Genomic DNA, 18,416 nt, shown 5'->3' with positions numbered 1-18,416 from the left:
TCTCTTTGGGTTTAAACAAATGGTGCTATTTCTTTCGGACTTTCTGACTTTCCCGACTTTCGGACTGAATTATCAATATTAAAATTTTAGGGTTATTTTAAGCTTTGTTTTTGCTACTTAGTGCAATTTGACGGGGCTAAATCGTAAAACTCTAAAATGTGAACTATTTGTTTTCGTAATCAGATAATTAGCTAAATTCGCAAACGCAATTTAAAGCTAAATGAGTTTAAAAAATATAAAAGGAGTTCTTCACGGCGAACAGGTGCAAGAGCTATTTGAGGCCGCAAAAAAGCACCAGTTTGCTTTGCCGGCTGTAAACGTTATTGGTACAAATACCATCAACGCGGTTATGGAAACTGCAAAAGCAGTTAATTCACCGGTAATTATCCAGTTATCAAATGGTGGCGCGCAGTTTTATGCGGGCAAATCGTTAGATAATTCGAAACTACAGGCTTGTATTTTGGGTGCAGTATCGGCTGCCAGGCACGTTCATCTTTTGGCTGAACATTATGGTATCGCTGTTATATTGCACACTGACCACGCTGCTATGAAGTTTTTACCGTGGATAGATGGTTTGCTTGATTATGGCGAAAAGTTTTTTGCTGAAACCGGAAAGCCTTTATTTTCATCGCATATGCTCGACCTTTCAGAAGAGCCTTTACACGAAAATATCGAAATCTCTGCCAAATACCTTGCCCGTATGGCAAAAATGGGAATGACACTGGAGATTGAATTAGGCGTTACCGGCGGCGAAGAAGACGGCGTTGATAATTCAGATGTTGACAGCTCCCGTTTATATACCCAGCCTGAAGATGTTGCCTACTCATACGAAGAACTATCAAAAGTAAGCCATCGTTTTACCGTTGCAGCTGCATTTGGTAACGTTCATGGTGTTTACAAACCAGGCAACGTAAAGCTTCAACCGGTAATTTTGCACAATTCGCAGGAATATGTAAAGAAAAAATTCAACCTTGATGCAGAAAAGCCCATCAATTTCGTATTCCACGGTGGTTCGGGCTCAAGCCAGGAAGAGATCAGGGAAGCAATTTCTTACGGTGCCATCAAAATGAATATCGATACCGATATGCAATGGGCATACTGGGAAGGCATAAAAGATTATTATAAATCAAAAGAAGCTTACCTGCAAAGCCAGATCGGTAACCCTGAGGGCGAAGATTCACCGAATAAAAAATATTACGATCCGCGCGTTTGGTTACGCAAAGGCGAAGAAACGTTTGTTAAGCGATTAACAGTTGCCTTTGGCGATTTGAATTGCCTTAACGTGAACGATAAGTTATAATAAATTAGTTTTTGGTTGATTGAGTTGGATTAGGTTGATTGAGTTGTAAATGATGCAACCCCTCTCCAAGTCAACTTAATCAACCATTCACTTTTCTGAACATGCAACATACGACACAAGTAAGCAGAGTAACTGCCCCGGCCGACCTGGAAAATGTTTTTGCTATACGCAGGGAGGTATTTGTTGTTGAGCAGAACTGCCCGCCCGAACTGGAATGGGAGTTTGAAGATGAATCCACCCATTTTTTGGCTACTGTTGACGGCGAACCTGCCGGGGCCTGCCGCTGGCGCAAAACTGACAAAGGGTATAAGCTTGAACGTTTTGCCGTATTGGCAAAGTTTCGCGGAAAAGGCGTAGGGCAGGAGCTGGTAAAAGCTGTTTTAGCTGATCTTCCGACCGATGCTGCCTATGTTTATATGCACGCCCAAATACAGGCTGTGCCGCTTTATGAAAAATTCAACTTCGTAAAAATTGGCGATGAATTTGAAGAAGCGGGGATAAGGCACTTTAAAATGATAAAAAATGGGTAAATTTGAAAAGCTGCAATTGAAATTATTATCCGGCAATGCGGATAACAATTTTAGCTTTGATGATTTAAGAAATATTTTATATCATTTTGATTTTATAGAAAGGACGACCGGAGGAAGCCATAGGATATTTTATAAAGATGGAATAGAAGAAATTATCAATATACAACCAATAGGGGGCAAAGCGAAACCTTATCAGGTTAAGCAAGTAAGGCAAATTATTTTAAAATATAAAATGATTACCGATGGAAAATAAATATGAAATAATTTTGTATTGGAGTAAAGAGGATAATGCTGTGATCGCCGAAGTCCCTGAACTTTCAGGTTGTATGGCTGATGGATCTGACTATACGGAAGCGCTGGTAAACATTGAAGTTGTCATAGAGCAGTGGATACAAACTGCAAAGGATTTAGGGAGAGAGATTCCTTTACCAAAAGGGAAATTAATGTACGCTTAATCAGGCCTTCTTAATCACCCAAACACCTTCCCCGAATATTCCATTGCTTCACTGAGTTTATCCAAATTAAGCTCAAGGTGCTCGTTTTGAGATTTAAGGTATCCAATCAGGTTTTCGGTTGCAATATTGCCTGTAAGCTCGTCTTTGGCCATCGGGCAGCCGCCATACCCTTTAAGCGCAGTGTCAAACATTCGGCAACCGTTGTTATAAGCAGCTTCGACTTTTTCTTTCCAGGTATCAGGCGTTGAATGCAGGTGCATCCCGAACTGCATATTGGTAAATCCATTCAGGTTTTGCATTATTTCGGCGATTTGTGGGGGCGTGGCGATGCCGATAGTATCTGCGGCATAGATATGCCCGATACCTAAAGCAATTAGCTTTTCTGTCCACTTTAAAAGGATTTCAATGCTCCATTCATCCCCATAAGGGTTCCCAAAACCCATCGATAAATAAATCCGCAGTTTTTTATTTGTTTTACCGCATAGTTCCTGTATGTTTTGTACAGTTTGAAAAGCTTTATCAATTCCCGAATTGGCGTTGCGTTGCTGAAATGTTTCGGATATGGAAAATGGGAAGCCCAGGTAGCTTATTTCGGGATGCTGCGCAGCTTCTTCTGCACCGCGGTAGTTGGCAACTATGGCAAGCAATTTCGACCTTGAGTTGTTCAAATCAAGTTTTCGCATCACCCCGGTGGTATCCTGCATCTGCGGTATGGCCTTAGCGGAAACAAAACTTCCGAAATCAATTGTATCAAAGCCCACCTGAAGCAGTAAATTGATATAAGCAGCCTTTATTTCAGTCGGAATGAACCGGTGAATACCCTGCATGGCATCACGCGGGCATTCAGTGATCTGCATTTTTGGGAGCATTTAATTTATTTCGATTTAGAATTTTGAATATATCGAGGGTTTTTGTTCAATCCCGTCATATAATTCGCCGGTAAGCGCATTTAAATATTTTTCGAAGGAATCGAGCAGTTTTCGTGCATCCTTTGCTATTCGTCGTGAATTGGTATTGGTTGCTTTAAGGTACATATCAAACAGCGTTTCTCTTTTATTGCCATTACCCTCGGGGCGAAAAAATACAACATTATTAATAGTATACCGGTAGCTTCCATTTTTCAGGTCAAGGGTTATTGAAAACTGAACGGTGTAGGGATTCAGGGCATCGTCATCGTCGCCCACATAAACAGCGTTCACATTAAGGTCCTGGGTGGTGAAGTAAATCATTTTCCCTTCTTCCTGGTAGCCATAGTTTTGCTGGAAGTTTTTTGCAGCCATAAACTGTACCGCCCTGATATACATCAGGCCTTCAGGGAGGCTATCCACTTTTACCTTACCCTGGTAAAAGGCATAATTGCCTTCAATCGTCAATTTAACGGAATCGGGGCTGACGGACGTATTGGAATTAGTAATATTTTCAGCAAAAACCGATGTTATTGCAAACATTACAAGCGCAAAACAAAAGATTAAATTTTTCATGATACGGTAGCGATTATTGGACGAATATAACAGATTGTGCAGAAACGGCACTCACGGAATCAAATATCGCTAATAAATGCAAAACGGGCACAGCCTATCCATCTGTTTTTGGCAAATAGGCTGTTTTTTCGGGTATTGCTTCCGTTACATAGCGCCTGATGATCAACCGTGCTCCCCCGTTATAGGTAAGATAACTACCCACCCAGTTTATAAAAACTACGATCTTATTACGGAATCCCAAAAGGGAAATCAGGTGCACGAACATCCAGATCATCCAGGCAAAAAAACCCTGGAACTTAAGTTTACCGAGGTCGGCTACCGCTTTGTTCCTGCCTATGGTGGCTAATGATCCCTTATCGAAATATTTGAATGGCTCTGTTGGTTCATTATTGATGAGCTGTATAATGGTTTTAGCTGTGTGGTTACCCATTTGTATCGCCACCTGTGCTACACCCGGGTGTCCCTTAGGCGTTTCATCGGTAATCATGGCGGCAACGTCGCCAATGGCAAAAACATTCGAAAAGCCGGCAACCCTGCAAACACTGTCCGTCCTGATCCTGTTGCCCCTTTCAATAATATTTTTATTTATCCCCGCTGGCACAACGCCCATTACTCCAGCAGACCATATCACGTTTTTGGTCCGTATGCTTCTGCCACCTTCAAATTTAATCACGGAGCCGTCATAACTCTCTACCTTTACCCCTGTGAGTACGTCAACGCCCATTTTGGTTAAAAAATCAGTTGCGCCTTTTGAGGCTTCCTGAGACATTGCGCCCAGTACCCGCGGTAAAAAATCAACCAGGTAAACGCTCATATGTTCTTTTTCTAACTCGGGGTAATCGCAGGTTAGGATGTTATTGCGCAGCTCAGCAAGTGCACCGGCAAGTTCAACGCCCGTTGGGCCTGCGCCCACCAGTACAAAATTAAGATAGGGTTCCCTATCCTCCTTTGTGTTAAGCAAAACCGCTTCCTCAATATTTTGCAGGATGAGCGAACGCAGGTTAAGCGCTTCGGGAATAGATTTCATGGGCATAGCAAAATGCTCGATATCCTTATTGCCGAAAAAATTGGTGGTTGAGCCGGTAGCTATTACCAGGTAATCGTAAGGTAATTCGCCAATAGTGGTATCAATGGTGTTTTTTTCTGGGTTTATCTTAGTTACTTCAGCATTCCTGTACCGGAAGTTTTTTTGATCCGAAAAGTTTTTTCTTAATGAAAATGCTATGGAGTCGGCTTCAAGGCTGCCGGTCGCTACCTGGTAAAGCAGTGGTTGAAACGTGTGGTAGTTGTGTTTATCAACCATTAAAACTTCAACCGGTTTATCTCCCAGCTTTTTAGCAACCTGCAGGCCGCCAAAGCCGCCGCCTATGATAACTACTCTTGGGAACTTTGATCCATCTTTTAAATTCATATCTTTTTGTTTTGATCTGATAGGATAAAACAAAAAAGGCCCCAAATGTTCTTTGGGGCCTTGATATAAATTTTTGATTTTTTCTATCTGAGATCTTTCTTACCGAAATCGATGATAACCGGTGTAGCCACGCAAATAGAAGAGTAAGTACCGAAACATACCCCGATCAGCAAGGCGAAAGAGAAGCCACGGATAACATCACCACCAAAGATGAATAATACCAACAATATCATTAGCACGGTAAGCGCAGTTATAATAGTACGGCTTAGGGTGTTATTGATAGCATCGTTGATAACCGCTTTCGGATCATCAGTTTTGGCATGGTGCAGGTTAAGGAATTCGCGGATACGGTCAAATACAACCACTGTATCATTGATAGAATAACCTATTACCGTCAATATCGCCGCAATAAAGGATTGGTCGATATCCAGCGAAAATGGCAGCACATCTTTAAATATAGAGAAGAACGATAATACCATCAACGCATCGTGCGCGGTTGCTATCATAGCGCCCAAACTGAATTGCCATTTACGGAACCGGATAAATATGTAACCCGAAATGATGATGATGGCGAATAACACTGTTAAAGTTGCAGATTTCTTTAATCCGTTGGCAATCGTCGGCGCAACCTTTTGCTGGCTCCTGATATTTGCCGCAGTAATATGGGTTTGCGGGGTTGAATCAAGTGCTTTAATCACCGCTGTCTCCACTTTTGCGTCCGCGTCAGGCGCATTATCATTGATGTCGTATTTAGTGGTAACGCTTATGTCAGAACCGAAGGTTTTAACCTCGTTACCCGAGCCAAAGTTTTTATCAATGATGGTACGAACCTGTTCCACACCAACGTTTTTATCATCAAACCTGATGACGTAAGTACGGCCACCCACAAAGTCAACGCCGTAGTTGAAGCCCCTGGTTACCATTGATCCTATACCCAGTAAAATAAAAGAACCAGAGAAGATATAATATTTAAAACGGTTTTTTACGAAAGCGTAATTTGCGTTTTTAAAGGTATGTGAACTCCATGGATTGGAAAATTTAACATCCCAGCCTTTTTCTATCATATACTCAAGGATGATCCTCGAGATCAGTAATGAACAGAATAGTGAAGTGATGATACCGATCATTAAGGTGATTGCAAAACCCTGGATAGTTCCTGTTCCGAATACATAAAGGATCAAACCGGTAAGGAAGGTACTGATGTTTGAATCGAGGATGGACGATAATGCATGTTTAAAGCCATCGGCAACGGCTATTTTGAGCGATTTACCCAGCGCCAGCTCTTCACGTACACGCTCATAGATCAGTACGTTGGCATCTACCGATAAACCAAAGGTTAGTACGATACCTGCAACGCCAGGCATGGTTAACACTGCGCCAAGGCTGGTTAAAACACCCATCAGGAAGAAGATGTTGATTAATACCGCAACAACAGCAACGGTACCTGCACGGTTGTAGTAGGCGATCATAAACACCATTACTACCAGTAAACCTACAATGTTTGATAATAAACCTGCGTTTACAGCTTCTTTACCTAATGACGGGCCTACAACTGCTTCGGCAACAATGTGCGCCGGCGCAGGTAAGCGGCCTGCTTTTAATACGTTGGCTAAATCTCCTGCTTCTTCGGTAGTAAAATTACCTGAGATAGAGGAAACTCCGCCGGGGATAGGATTATCTACACGGGGTGCAGAATATACGTTATCATCCAGTACAATCGCAATAGATTGGTGATTGTTGGGGTCTTTACAAGCTTCAGTGGTTATCTCGCTCCATTTTTCGGCACCGTCAGAGTTCATGATCATGCGCACTTCCGGGCTGCCTTTCTGGTCAACATCTTTGAATGCATCTGTGATCACCTCGCCTGTTAAAACAGGGCCATTGTTGGCGCCCACCAGTTTTACTGCATAAAGCTCAAACGTTTTGGTTTTGGCCATCGGCTTTACACCCCAAAGAAATTTCATGCTTTGCGGAATAGCCGACTTAACAGCTACGCTGCGCAGGTATTTGTCAACCTTAGCCGTATCTTTTACATCGGCACGACCGACAACAGGACCCGGTGCTATTTCAGTTTGTCCGTTTTGCCCCTGGTACATCATCGGTTTTAAAACATCGAATAATGGGTACAGGTCGCTGCCCTTAGTTTTACTGCTCAATGATGAAGTATCTTTGGCCCCGCTTTTTTGAACTTTATTTAATAAAGCCAAAGCGCCTTTTTCTTTAGTTGTATCAGCTTTTGCCGAGGCTAACTTTTTAGTTGTATCCGTTTTTGCAGCAGCGGCTGTTTTTGCGGTGTCTTTTTTGCTTGCTTTATTTTCAGCAGCGATGATGCTGTTTAAATTTGATAGCAGCGGCGTAACCTGGCTGTTGTCATAAGTTTGGTAGAACTCCATTTTTGCAGTTCCTGACAAAAGCTTGCGAACACGTTCCGGCTCTTTAACGCCTGGCAATTCAATCAGGATCCGATCGGCACTGGTTTGCTGAATGTTGGCATTAGCAACCCCAAACTGGTCGATACGGGTGTTCAGGATAGTGAAGGACTGTGTAACAGCAGATTTTGCATTGTCTTTCAGGTACGTTTCTACTTCGCTATTGGTCGCATTAAATTTAATGCGGTCCTGGTTGTCTTTTGTTGAAAAGATAGTAGCCAGTTTACCCTGGGGGTTTATCTTTTCATAATCACTCACAAAAAGTGTGATGTAATCCGTCTGGCTGGTGATGATATCCTTATTGGCCTGTGCTATCGCCTGGTTAAAGTAAACATCGGTATTATCGTTAGATAGCTTTTTAACCAACTCATCCAGGGAGATCTGCATGGTAACACTCATACCACCCTCAAGATCCAACCCTAAGGCAAGTGCCCGTTGGCTAACGTATTGATAATCGTGTTTTAGTATGGGATATACCGGTTGCGTTGCGATAGAATCCAGGTAAGCCTTCTCTTTTGTAGTATCACCCTTGGCATATACCTTCGCGTCATCCTTAACTTTATGGGCTACCCAAGTAAATGAAAGCTGGTATAAGCATACGATTGCCAGTAATATGGCGAAAAATTTAACAACCCCTTTACCTTGCATTTTGAATCAAAATATGTAATTAATTAGTTTATAAGCCTTTTAAATAAGACGGCAAATCTAATAAAAATATGTAAGCATGAAATTTTTAATTGAAATAAGTGGGAAGGTGAAAGGTGAAAGGCGAAAGGCGAAAGCTTTTTTTCGTAACTAATTGAATTTCAGTCATAAAATTGACTGATGTTAACCATCTCATCGTTGCCTACCGCCGAATAAAATATTAGTCAATGCATGTTTTGCCTTTTACCTTTTGCCTTTCACCTTTTACCTCATCGTTCAAGTGTGATAAAAGAGTAAGGTAAATGATTCTTCTCATCAGGCTGGTGGTCTTCGCTGGAAACCTCTTTCCATTCACTTTTATTTATCTCCGGGAAAAAGCTGTCACCTTCAAAATCTTTGTGCACAATGGTAAGATAGATCCGGTCGGTTAAATGCATCGACTGTTTGTAGATCTCGGCGCCGCCAACAATAAACACTTCTTCTTCGTCCGCGCACAACGCCAGGGCAGCTTCAATGGAATTTACTACTTCGCAACCATCAATCGAAATTGCCTGCCGGGTAATGATAATGTTCCGGCGCCTGGGAAGTGGCTTCCCAACCGATTCATAGGTTTTCCGGCCCATGATCACGGTATGGCCGCTGGTGATCTCTTTAAAGTGCTTTAAATCGTTTGGCAGGTACCAAAGCAATTTATTGTCTTTGCCGATAACATGGTTTTCTGAAATAGCGACGACGATGGAAACTATCATTGATTATTATTTGTTAATTATAAGTCTTTCTTCAATCCAACTGACTATCCCTTCAAATCTTAAATTACCCATACTCGCCGATATAGTCATTTCATACTTATCATCTTCTCCGGCTGATATATCGTAATCATAATCTTGCAAAATTAATCTTAGCAATAAAAAGGCAGTGCGTTTATTGCCGTCCATAAATGGATGATTGATAACAATGCTTTCAAAAATCGCGGCGGCCTTTAATGAGGGAGTGGAATATAACTCTTGCTGATTGAAAGTCATATAGGGCCTGGCCAACGCAGAAAGCAACAGGTTTTTATCTCTTATTCCGTTAGCCCCACCATGTTTATCAATTAGCTCATTGTGGAAATCTAAAACTTCATTCAGATCGATCATTTGGCAAGTCTTTCAAAAAGTTTATCATCCTCTTCAAGGATCTTTTTGAAATTTTTGTATCGTTTCAATTGACTGGGCGATTTATGTTGAACTTGCTCTATATAGCTTAGTATATCTTGTAGTAATACATCCTCATCAACTTGATCTAATTTCTTTTGTATCTCAGTTTTCAATTGTATCGTTGTCATATACAAATTTACAAAATCTTATCAAATACATCAAACCGCAACTACCGCCTTTATATGCGGCCATGGATCATAGTTCTCCAACGTAAAATCCTCAAACTTAAAGGCAAAAATATCTTTCACCTCAGGGTTTATCTTCATGGTGGGTAATGCCCTTGGTTCGCGGCTTAGTTGTAGTGTTGCCTGTTCCAGGTGATTGTTGTAAATATGGGCATCGCCAAAGGTATGTACAAAGTCGCCGTAGTCAAGGTCGCATACCTGTGCCATCATCATGGTAAGCAGTGCGTATGAAGCAATGTTGAACGGTACCCCCAAAAATATGTCAGCACTTCTTTGATACAACTGACATGACAACTTACCTTTTTGCTCCCCCTTCAGGGGGCCGGGGGCGGGGGCTCCACGTAAAATTGGAACAAACTATGGCATGGCGGCAAAGCCATCTGGTTTACATCTGCAACGTTCCAGGCAGATACCATCATCCTTCGCGAGTCGGGGTTGGTTTTGATCTGGTTTACTACCTGGCTGATCTGGTCGATGTGTCCGCCGTCCGGTTTTGGCCACGACCGCCACTGGTACCCGTAAACAGGGCCGAGGTTACCGTCCGCATCTGCCCACTCGTCCCAGATGCGAACACCGTTATCTTTTAAATATTTGATATTGGTATCGCCGCTTAAAACCAGATCAATTCATGAATAATAGATTTAAGGTGCAGTTTTTTTGTCGTCACCATCGGGAAGCCTTCCTGCAGGTTAAAACGCATCTGGTAGCCGAAAACACTGAGGGTGCCTGTGCCGGTGCGGTCGTGCTTTTGCGCGCCGTTCTGCATTACATGGCTCATCAGATCGAGGTATTGTTTCATGGTGGTTGTTGTAAGAGTTGTAATAAGTTGTAAAGGTTGTAATTGGTTGGAAAGAATTAACCTCTGCAACCTTTATAACGTTTACAACATTTTTAACCTAAGAAAATACAAATAAAAATAAACTAATGCTGGTATCCTACCGATGTGCAAAAATAGGGCTTTGTTAATCGTTTTAAACATGGCGGCTCTTGAACGGCCTGCAACGTAGGGGTAACCCTTGTGGTTACCCGATCTACTGTGGTTACCCAATCAACAGCATGATATAACCCATTAGGGGCGACCACAAGGGATCGCCCCTACGGAAATTAATAAATTGGTTGCTACCTTTGCAACACATGATATCATTCCCCAACGCAAAAATAAATATCGGCCTTAACGTTACGGAGCGCCGTCCAGACGGTTACCACAACCTGGAAACCATTTTCTATCCCATCAAAATAAACGATGCGCTGGAGATCATTAAATCAGATAAGCTAAGTTTTGAGTCATCGGGATTAGAAATACCCGGCAGGGTAGAGGATAACCTTTGCATAAAGGGTTACCATTTGCTCAAAAAAGATTTCGACCTGCCGCCCATAAAAATTCACCTGCATAAACATATTCCAATTGGAGCGGGGCTCGGAGGGGGCTCTGCCGACGCCGCTTTTTTCATTAAACTGCTCAATGATTATTTTAGTTTGGGGTTAAATGACGACCGGATGATTGCCTACGCCAGGCAACTAGGCGCCGACTGTGCCTTCTTTATCAAAAATAAACCGGTGTTCGCTTTCGATAAGGGCGACGAATTTGAACCCATCAAACTTGATCTTTCTGCATACAAAATTGTGCTGGTGATGCCACCGGTCCACGTGTCAACAGGAGAAGCTTACGGAGGTGTAAAACCTGCGCCCGTAAAAACATCGTTAATGGAACTGATCGAACTTCCGGTAACGGAATGGAAGCAGCACATCAAAAACGACTTTGAAATCTCGGTTTTTAAAAACCACCCGGTTATAAGAGGGGTGAAGGCTGCCCTGTACGAAGCCGGCGCGATATACGCCAGCATGAGTGGCAGCGGTGCTTCCGTTTTCGCGATCTTTAATGAAACACCGGATCTCGGGGAATTGAAGAGCCACAACCAGGTGTTTACTGATTTATAATTTTAGATTTACGAATTACGATTTGCAAATAGCCTTCGCGAAAACCTTAAATCGTAAATCTGAATTCGTAATTCGTAAATTCTTTACACCCCTGCATCTTCACAAACGCCGCGTCCTACGCCTTCTACCCAATCTGTTTCGCCCCAGCCTTTGGCAACTGCGCTTAATAAGCGGTTGTGCACAGTGTTCACTACCGGCATGGGGGTTTCTGTTTGCTGCGATAATTTAAATGCCAGGCGTGCGTCCTTGAGGCCTAATTTCGACTTGAAGCCAACCGGTTCATATTGTTTGCTGGCAATGAGCTTTCCGTAGTTTTGAAAGATGGGAGCATTGAACAAGGTAGCGCCAAAAAACTCCGCCACCTTTAAACGGTCCACACCGCTTTTCTCTGCCAGGGTATAAGCCTCTGCCATCATTTCCATTGATGCCATGATCATAAAATTACCGGCGATCTTTACCACATTGGCGCCCGCACCTTCGCCAAAATCAACAATGCCCTGGCCAAGGTTTTCCAGCACTGGTTTTGCCAGGTCTTTTGCGTACTGGTCTCCCGATACACAAATCCATAATTTCTTAGCGGCTGCTGCTTCTGGTCTGCCAAAACGGGTGACGCCAGGTAGCTGTTCCCGGCTGCTTTGTGAGCGTCTGACAGCAGCTGCGCGGTGTCCGGAGCGATAGTGCTCATTGAGATATGGACGGCGCCTTTCGGTAGTTTTTTCAGAATCCCATTTTCGCCCAAAACCGTTTCTTTTAACACCTCGTCTTCCGACAGCATAGTAATCACCATTGAGGCGCCATCGGCAGCATCGGCAGGGGATTTGCATTTGGTAATTGCCCCTTCGCCCAACTCATCAATTTTTGATAAAGTGCGATTGTAAACCTGCAAATGATAGCCTGCGTTCAGCAGGTGTTTAGCCATTGGGGTACCCATATGCCCCAGGCCTATAAATCCAATTTTTGTATCCATTAGTTAGTTGATGTATTCCCTGTCTTCCTTACTTAGTGTACCGGGTTCGTCGTCGTCCGGATCGTGGCTGCCCATGGTGTCACCCAGGCGGATCACCCTTTTAGGGCGCCCAACCAGCCATCCCAAAATAAACGCCACCACTGCCACAAGCAGCATTACACTGAGCTTTGAAACGTGGATTTTGAAAAATAAAATCTTGAACCAAACCTCGTCCGTATTTTGCATTATCACTATGGTAAGCAAAACGGCGATCAGGATAATAACGATTGTTTTAATGCGCATGGTATTTCGTTTTTACATTTAGTACAATATCCGTTTTTTATCCCACGAATAAAATACAATTGCTCGCCGTATTTTTAATTTGAAAATTGACCCGGATAGGGTAGCTGCCCGTCGTGGATGGATCTGGCACAATAGGCGGCAATAATAAAAGTACCTCACACTATTCAGGATGATTGGCAATCGCTGTGTGGTTAATTCTTGAATTCATTTTTCATCAGGTCATCTCCGGGCCGGGCTTTAATTTTTATGCAATTATTTCAGGGGGGCAGGAGTGGGGAAGCGGGAATGCCCCAGAGCCTGTTTTGCCACGCTCAGGAAGGTTGTTTTTTTCGTCAAAAAAGTATTTTGTATACGATCCCCGCAAAATTTTTAATTCTCAATTTTTCCGGAATGAGGCATACCAGTACACTTTGCCTGCCAGTTTTTCAAAAAATACTACATGTAAATTAATGCTTGATATAATATAATTTATATAATTGATAAATAGATACTTAAAATACAAAAATCCGGTAAATATTTTATTTTGCCAAAAAAATTAGCATTTTATAATTCCGATAATTTTATAATGTTAAATTATTACTTTCTATAAAGATATTATTTATTTGATTTACAGTTGCTTGATGAATTCATATAAGAACCGTTAAATGTTGTAAACAGTGAAATTTTCCCTGGTATTTTGCCGAAGAGCACCATGCTTTAGTATTTTTTATTTCTGTGTTTGATACACTTAGACCGACAGGTAAAAAGCCCCTGAATTGAGCGATTTTTTAGTTGGGAATGATGGAGTGTGATTGAAAGTTAAAATTCGTTACAGGGCTTTAAAATGCCTCGATTTGACGTGGCGCCATGCCCTACCCCGGGGAAGAAATGCTGCAGGTGCGATCAATCGCAGGCCGGATCAGGAATGAAAATGTGAATGTAAAGCGATTGGTCTGGCGGCTATGCCTTAGCTATCCTGCGCTGCCTGCGCTTGTTGAGCTGCTTTTGGGTGACCGGGTACAGCAGTATGGTTGATAAAATAATGACCGCACCCGCCCAAAAACCGGCGGTCATTTTGTTCAGATCGCCAAAGAAAAAGAAGGCGATCAGGATGCCGTACACGGGTTCAAGATTGGTGATGAGGGCTACTCTGAAGGCAGAAAGTTCGCGCATAACGTATACCCCGGCAACATAGGCAAGGGAGGTGCAGATGGTGCCCAGCAAAAACAGGTAACCGATATCGGCAGTATCCGGAACCATTTTTTGGTTGAACCCCGAGGATGCAAATAAGTAAATAGTGATCCATAAAAAGGCGCCCGATAGTTCGTAAAATGCAATCACCGGGGCCTGGTGGTCCTTCACCAGTTTGGAGTTGATGATGGCAAAAAGGCTTGCAAACACCGCGCTCAGTAAGCCTGCGATGATGCCCTTAGTGTAATTGGTTTCAAATTTAAAGATCAGGATGATGCCTGTTATGATCAATACGCCTGCCATAATTTCGAGCCTCGAAATTTTCTTTTTGTTGATGACCGGCTCAAATATGGCAGTGAATAAAGTGATGGATGACAGGCAAACCAGTGTTACCGCAACGGTAGATAATTTGATGGAGGCGAAGAATAATATCCAGTGCGCACCTACCAGCGCGCCGTTGGCAACAAACTTTAACAAGGTAATTTTACTCACCCTGAAGTCCTTTTTTACGGCGATAAAATAGAGTAATAAGGATACCGATGCGATGAGTACGCGGTACCATACAAGGCCTGTTGCGGGTATGGAAATGAGCTTGCCAAGGGTGCCTGTAAAGCCCCATATGATCACTGTTCCGTGCAGTAGCAACAGGTTTTTATTTACTATTTTTTGGGCACCTGCCGGTTGCATTATTTGGGTGCTTGTTTAAGTAAATATAAGCCGACGAGGCCGAAGATCCCATTCGGGATACATACCGCAATGATGGCGGGCATATCGCCTTTAACGGCAAATACAAAGGCGAACCGGTCCACCACAATATAGGTAAAACAAAGGAAGATACCGATCCCCAGGGGCAGTCCTATCCCTCCGCGCACCTTTCTTGACGATATGGAAACGGCTATCAATGTAAGCACAAAAGCCGAAAAAGGATATACAAAACGCTGGTCATAATCATACCGCATTTCTTTGATTTGCCCGGTGCCCCTTATCTTTTCCTTGGTAATATTCCGGGCCAGGTCGCTGGTCGACATGGCGGTAAATTGGTTATCGTATACAATAAAATCTGTTGGGCGCATATCCAAAACGGTATCAATTTTTTTGGTGATGCCATCAACCCACTTCTCTTTTAACCCGTTAATATACCTGATGGTATAGCCTGTAATGGTCCATTTACGTTTCAACGAATCATAAACTACGGTATTGGCAACCAGTTTTTCCTTTAAATCATCGCCATCAAATTTCTCCATCACAAACTGGTAGCCGGTGTGGATGCTGTTATCGTACGATTGCACATACACATAGGTATGCTTATCCAGCTGGATATGCACCTCGCTTTTTGTTGGATCATCACCGTTAAAAGAATGCGAGTTTTCGAACGAGATCTTCAGCTTATTGGTATAGGGAATAAGGAAAATGTTGGCTAAAAAGGATACCGTAAATATCAACCCCGCGCATATAAAATAGGGCCTTAAAAAACGGTTGAAACTTACCTTGCCGCTCAAAATCGGCACAATTTCCGTTTGGTTGGCCATTTTGGAAGTAAAGTAAATTACTGCTAAAAAGTTGATGAGCGGCGACAGGAAATTCAGGTAAAAAGGGATAAACCCGGCATAGTATTTAAAAACAATATCATGCAGGGAAGAATGGTATTTGAGGAAGTTATCCAAATGCTCGGAAACATCAAAAATTACCATTACCACCAGGAAGATGCCCAGCGTAAATACAAAAGTGCCCAGGTATTTTTTGATGATATACCGGTCAATTACCTTGATATGCCTGTAAAAAAATGCCTTCATTTATAGTCGTTGCCCCAGGCGGTTTACCATGATGTTTTTCCAGTTATAAAATTCGCCTGCTATGATCTTATTCCGTGCTTCGGTTACCAGCCATAAATAAAAATGGAGGTTATGCAAGGTAGCAATTTGTGCGCCCAACATTTCGCCCGAATGAATTAAATGGCGTAAATACGATTTTGAGTAAGCGGTATCCGAAAACAGGTCGCTGTCTTCTTCAATGGCCGAAAAATCGTTCTTCCATTTTTCATTTTTAATGTTGATGATACCGTTTTTTGTAAAAAGCATGCCGTTACGCGCATTCCGCGTCGGCATTACACAATCAAACATATCAATTCCCAGGGCTATATTTTCCAATATGTTAACAGGCGTACCTACGCCCATTAGATAACGCGGTTTTTGCTCCGGTAATATATTGCAAACAATTTCTGTCATGGCGTACATCTCTTCTGCCGGTTCGCCAACAGATAAACCGCCTATGGCATTGCCTTCGCGGTCCATGGATGCGATAAATTCGGCTGAGCGTATCCGCAAATCTTTATACACCGAGCCCTGCACAATAGGGAACAACGTCTGGCTGTAACCATACTTTGGTTCGGTACTGTCAAAGCGGTCGCAGCAGCGTTTTAGCCAGCGGTGCGTCATCTCGATTGACCGTTTGGCGTAGTTGTAATCGCAGGGGTAGGGTGTACATTCGTCAAAAGCCATGATGATATCGGCGCCGATGATGCGCTGGATATCCATCACGTTTTCCGGCGTAAACAGGTGTTTCGATCCATCAATATGCGAGCGGAAGGTAACGCCTTCTTCCTTAATTTTACGCACATCCGTGAGCGAATATACCTGGTAGCCGCCGCTGTCGGTCAATATCGGCTTCTCCCAGCCGTTAAATTTATGCAGGCCACCGGCTTTTTCAATCGTATCCAGTCCCGGCCTTAAATAAAGGTGGTAGGTATTGCCCAGGATGATCTGTGCTTTAATATCATCCCGTAATTCGCGCTGGTGAACGGCTTTTACCGTGCCTGCGGTACCCACAGGCATAAATATAGGCGTTTGTATGGTGCCGTGATCGGTGATGAGCTCACCCGCCCGGGCTTTTGAATGCGGATCCTGTGCTGTTAAGTTGAATTTCATTATTAAGGATGCAAATGTAGTCCGAAAGTCCGAAAAGTCAGTAAAGTCCGTAAGAATGTTTTTTGTAGGCAGATGGGTATGTTGCTGTATTAGTGTCCGTCCGTCACACGATGCGACAGTAAATGGCCGGGCGGACAGGGTAAGCTTGATTCGGCATAGCCCCCTTTTGTCATTTCGATAGAGAGAAATCTATACATGCGCCTATACGCCGTGCATGTTGGAATGCATATGTATAGATTTCTCCTCGTTCCTCGTCGAAATGACAAACTGGGTACATGTTTGCTCATCGTCCTTTTGTCTGAACCCGGATTCGTAGGATTTTTCACATATTGTTTGTTTTTAATGGCGTTCAAGAAGGCTTCGCCGTTAAAGGATTGTAGGATGTTTGGCGGCGTATTGCCACGCGCTCATTGCCTTTTGTCTGAACCGGAATTTATGGAATTAAAGAATTAACAGAATTCGATAAATTCTTAAATTCTATAAATTCGAGTTCAGACAATGTTCACTCTCCACCCGCTCATTGCGAGGCACGAAGCAATCTCTGCACATCAAATCAAGGGCTACTTGTAAGCAGGGGTTACTTGTCACAACGAATGGATTTAATTACCTTCGGTAAAACTTTATCCGTTGGAAAAAATATCTGATTTTTTAAAAGAGCTAAGAGAACGGCTTTCAAGTCCGCTAATTTCATCTTTCTTAATCGCTTGGTTAGTAGCTAACTGGCGTATTGTCGTTGGCCTTGTGTTTTATAAAATTAAGGACTTAAACCTTGACGGATATAAGTCTTATTTTGATTTGATTGAGAAAAATATCAGTTTAACAAATAACTTAATATGGCCTTTGGCAATAGCTTTATTTTACACTTTTATTTTCCCCTTTTTAAGAAATATTATACAAGCGTTTGGTGTATGGATTAATAAATGGGGAGTCGATTGGACGTTAAAGATTCAGAAGGATGGGTCTATTGGTGTCGAAAAATATATCCAGTTAAGGTCCAAATACAAATCTTTAAATGAAAATCTGATTAAGGTGATTAGTGATGAAAGTCTAACAAATCAGGAAAACGTCACTTTAAACCATCAATTACAAATTATTAAGAGCGAGAAAAATGACATAAAAGATATGTTAGATAAATATACAAATTATAATTCTTTAAGTATCTTGTACGGAGAATGGAAATATAAAACTTACCAATATGGAAACGTTACTTTAGAGGTGGAGGATTTCTCACTTGGAGATAAGATTGAAATAAACAACCAAAGCCTGTTTTTTTTAAAAAATAACAAGCCTGTTGATACATACAATATCCAATACTATCTAAGTAACTTAAATATGTTGGTTATAATTATGTCTCCACCAACAGCAACCGGTAACTGGAAAACATTGCAATTTAATATAAACAATAATTGGAATTACTTAAAAGGTCGCGATGGTAGTGGGAACATCTTTGAGTTGGAAAGGATTGTTAAAAAACAATAGTTCGCATCTCTTAAATACTTACTA

19 protein-coding genes and 1 pseudogene are annotated in these 18,416 nt (G+C 42.3%); 6 read left to right on the top strand and 14 right to left on the bottom strand.

All coding sequences use genetic code 11. From position 1 onward, the window contains the following. The first annotated feature begins 220 nt into the window (after nucleotides 1-220). From fbaA to MgSA37_RS16780, 4 genes are all read left to right on the top strand, one after another. Nucleotides 221-1,300 carry a class II fructose-bisphosphate aldolase gene (fbaA, locus tag MgSA37_RS16795; protein ID WP_096353525.1) on the top strand — a complete coding sequence of 360 codons (1,080 nt, stop codon included), beginning with the start codon at nucleotides 221-223 and terminating at the stop codon, nucleotides 1,298-1,300. Nucleotides 1,301-1,401: 101 nt separating this feature from the next. After that, a complete protein-coding gene (locus MgSA37_RS16790) occupies nucleotides 1,402-1,830 on the top strand; it encodes a GNAT family N-acetyltransferase (protein WP_096353524.1) in 429 nt (142 codons plus the stop codon). After that, nucleotides 1,823-2,083 (top strand): type II toxin-antitoxin system HicA family toxin, encoded by a 261-nt coding sequence (locus MgSA37_RS16785; protein ID WP_096353522.1) that lies wholly within the window; start codon nucleotides 1,823-1,825, stop codon nucleotides 2,081-2,083. The genes MgSA37_RS16790 and MgSA37_RS16785 overlap by 8 nt, the downstream gene beginning before the upstream one ends. Beyond that, nucleotides 2,073-2,285, top strand: a complete 213-nt coding sequence (locus MgSA37_RS16780) for a type II toxin-antitoxin system HicB family antitoxin (RefSeq protein WP_096353521.1) — start codon at nucleotides 2,073-2,075, stop codon at nucleotides 2,283-2,285. The genes MgSA37_RS16785 and MgSA37_RS16780 overlap by 11 nt, the downstream gene beginning before the upstream one ends. A gap of 14 nt (nucleotides 2,286-2,299) precedes the next feature. Here the strand turns inward: MgSA37_RS16780 and MgSA37_RS16775 are convergent, their stop codons facing one another. The 8 genes and pseudogenes from MgSA37_RS16775 to MgSA37_RS16740 form a co-directional block, all read right to left on the bottom strand. Continuing rightward, nucleotides 2,300-3,142: a hydroxymethylglutaryl-CoA lyase gene (locus MgSA37_RS16775; protein ID WP_096353519.1), complete on the bottom strand. Its 843-nt coding sequence runs from the start codon at nucleotides 3,140-3,142 to the stop codon at nucleotides 2,300-2,302. Between the two features lie 27 nt (nucleotides 3,143-3,169). Then, nucleotides 3,170-3,766, bottom strand: coding sequence for a hypothetical protein (locus MgSA37_RS16770; protein WP_096353517.1), 597 nt, complete (start codon nucleotides 3,764-3,766; stop codon nucleotides 3,170-3,172). Between the two features lie 94 nt (nucleotides 3,767-3,860). After that, complete coding sequence (locus tag MgSA37_RS16765) at nucleotides 3,861-5,177, bottom strand: NAD(P)/FAD-dependent oxidoreductase (protein ID WP_096357549.1); 1,317 nt, start codon at nucleotides 5,175-5,177, stop codon at nucleotides 3,861-3,863. Nucleotides 5,178-5,260: 83 nt separating this feature from the next. Further along, nucleotides 5,261-8,254, bottom strand: coding sequence for a protein translocase subunit SecDF (gene secDF, locus MgSA37_RS16760; protein WP_096353516.1), 2,994 nt, complete (start codon nucleotides 8,252-8,254; stop codon nucleotides 5,261-5,263). Nucleotides 8,255-8,520: 266 nt separating this feature from the next. Further along, a complete protein-coding gene (locus MgSA37_RS16755; protein ID WP_096353514.1) occupies nucleotides 8,521-9,000 on the bottom strand; it encodes a dihydrofolate reductase in 480 nt (159 codons plus the stop codon). 6 nt (nucleotides 9,001-9,006) lie between these two features. Beyond that, complete coding sequence (locus MgSA37_RS16750) at nucleotides 9,007-9,387, bottom strand: type II toxin-antitoxin system death-on-curing family toxin (RefSeq protein WP_096353513.1); 381 nt, start codon at nucleotides 9,385-9,387, stop codon at nucleotides 9,007-9,009. After that, nucleotides 9,384-9,575: a hypothetical protein gene (locus MgSA37_RS29140; RefSeq protein WP_096353511.1), complete on the bottom strand. Its 192-nt coding sequence runs from the start codon at nucleotides 9,573-9,575 to the stop codon at nucleotides 9,384-9,386. The genes MgSA37_RS16750 and MgSA37_RS29140 overlap by 4 nt, the downstream gene beginning before the upstream one ends. Nucleotides 9,576-9,605: 30 nt before the next feature. Next, nucleotides 9,606-10,431 (bottom strand): annotated as a pseudogene (locus tag MgSA37_RS16740) (thymidylate synthase). Between the two features lie 335 nt (nucleotides 10,432-10,766). On the opposite strand from MgSA37_RS16740, the gene ispE reads away from it, so the two are divergent. Further along, nucleotides 10,767-11,570 (top strand): 4-(cytidine 5'-diphospho)-2-C-methyl-D-erythritol kinase, encoded by an 804-nt coding sequence (ispE, locus tag MgSA37_RS16735; protein WP_096353510.1) that lies wholly within the window; start codon nucleotides 10,767-10,769, stop codon nucleotides 11,568-11,570. Between the two features lie 83 nt (nucleotides 11,571-11,653). Here ispE and MgSA37_RS29135 read toward each other — a convergent pair whose 3' ends face one another. The 6 genes from MgSA37_RS29135 to tgt form a co-directional block, all read right to left on the bottom strand. After that, entirely contained in the window at nucleotides 11,654-12,088 is a 435-nt protein-coding gene (locus tag MgSA37_RS29135; RefSeq protein WP_232010665.1) for an NAD-binding protein, read from the bottom strand. Continuing rightward, a complete protein-coding gene (locus MgSA37_RS29130) occupies nucleotides 12,025-12,537 on the bottom strand; it encodes an NAD(P)-dependent oxidoreductase (RefSeq protein WP_232010664.1) in 513 nt (170 codons plus the stop codon). Before MgSA37_RS29130 ends, MgSA37_RS29135 begins: the two co-directional genes overlap by 64 nt. A gap of 3 nt (nucleotides 12,538-12,540) precedes the next feature. After that, on the bottom strand, nucleotides 12,541-12,819 hold the full coding sequence (locus tag MgSA37_RS16725) for a hypothetical protein (protein WP_096353508.1): 279 nt from the start codon (nucleotides 12,817-12,819) through the stop codon (nucleotides 12,541-12,543). 939 nt (nucleotides 12,820-13,758) lie between these two features. Beyond that, complete coding sequence (locus tag MgSA37_RS16715; protein WP_096353505.1) at nucleotides 13,759-14,676, bottom strand: DMT family transporter; 918 nt, start codon at nucleotides 14,674-14,676, stop codon at nucleotides 13,759-13,761. Next, entirely contained in the window at nucleotides 14,676-15,782 is a 1,107-nt protein-coding gene (locus tag MgSA37_RS16710; protein WP_172885333.1) for an LptF/LptG family permease, read from the bottom strand. The genes MgSA37_RS16715 and MgSA37_RS16710 overlap by 1 nt, the downstream gene beginning before the upstream one ends. Continuing rightward, nucleotides 15,783-16,913, bottom strand: coding sequence for a tRNA guanosine(34) transglycosylase Tgt (gene tgt / locus MgSA37_RS16705; RefSeq protein WP_096353503.1), 1,131 nt, complete (start codon nucleotides 16,911-16,913; stop codon nucleotides 15,783-15,785). 627 nt (nucleotides 16,914-17,540) lie between these two features. On the opposite strand from tgt, the gene MgSA37_RS16700 reads away from it, so the two are divergent. After that, a complete protein-coding gene (locus MgSA37_RS16700; RefSeq protein WP_096353502.1) occupies nucleotides 17,541-18,392 on the top strand; it encodes a hypothetical protein in 852 nt (283 codons plus the stop codon). Nucleotides 18,393-18,416 lie beyond the last annotated feature (24 nt).

The sequence above is a fragment of the Mucilaginibacter gotjawali genome (assembly GCF_002355435.1).
In the GTDB taxonomy this organism is placed as follows: Bacteria; Bacteroidota; Bacteroidia; order Sphingobacteriales; family Sphingobacteriaceae; genus Mucilaginibacter; species Mucilaginibacter gotjawali.
The sequence above is the reverse complement of the archived record's forward strand: the minus strand, read 5'-3'. Positions and strand labels throughout refer to the sequence as shown.